1 protein-coding gene is annotated in these 834 nt (G+C 36.7%); it reads right to left on the minus strand.

All coding sequences use genetic code 11. The annotated features are described in order from the left end of the window. A partial coding sequence (locus tag BPMYX0001_RS28870) for a M23 family metallopeptidase (RefSeq protein WP_033799573.1) occupies positions 1–406 on the minus strand: 406 nt, incomplete at its 3' end. Positions 407–834 lie beyond the last annotated feature (428 nt).

Below are 834 nucleotides of genomic sequence, written 5' to 3' on the forward strand. Positions count from 1 at the left end.
CCCCTTTCCCCAAGTAGTCTAACGGGTTCACAGCATTACTCTTATTAATATTCCAGCCACCTTTATGCAATTCAAAATGTAAGTGCTGACCATAAGCCTGTCCCGTACTTCCCATAACTCCAATTGTTTGTCCTTGTGTAACATAATCGCCTTCTTTAACCGTTCGAGAACCACTACGCATATGAGCGTATACAGTTTCCCATGTAACTCCATCAATGGTGTGCACAATCATAATACATTCACCATAACTAGATGAAAAATAAGAACGACTAACTTTCCCGCTAGCCGCTGCATAAATTGGATGATACCCCGCTTCAGCAAGGTCTACCCCATGATGATCTGGTCTGTCACCTCTAAAACCGCTTGTTACTCTCATTGTGTCTGTTGGATAAATAAATTTTGCCATATTCATCTTCCTTTCTATTTTTACAGAATATAAAAAAGGTCCTTACATGAGCACCTTCGTTCACTGTCTATATTTATTATTTTTGGGATATATTATAGTTTTTCAAATCTTAAGATGAGTAGAACAAAAAACCCTCCGTCGTTACCTAACATCAAAATGTTCTTTTTTAACCATGTACTGTTTCCAAGTCATAACATAGGCTGTTCATACCAAACTACACTTAAAATAAGATACGGTGTTTTTAGTTACATTACCCGTAAAATATCCACCTTGTGCTTGGCTATACATCTAAATTCCCATCCAATCGGATATTTAGATGTAGTAATACCAAGACCTATTGGTTACAGAGGTTTTTCAGGAGGATCAGTTTAGAAACTAGTATCCTATTATATCCCGCTTTATCTTAAGAAATTTGAAAGTTTGGATCA

This window comes from Bacillus pseudomycoides DSM 12442, assembly GCF_000161455.1.
In the GTDB taxonomy this organism is placed as follows: domain Bacteria; phylum Bacillota; class Bacilli; order Bacillales; family Bacillaceae_G; genus Bacillus_A; species Bacillus_A pseudomycoides.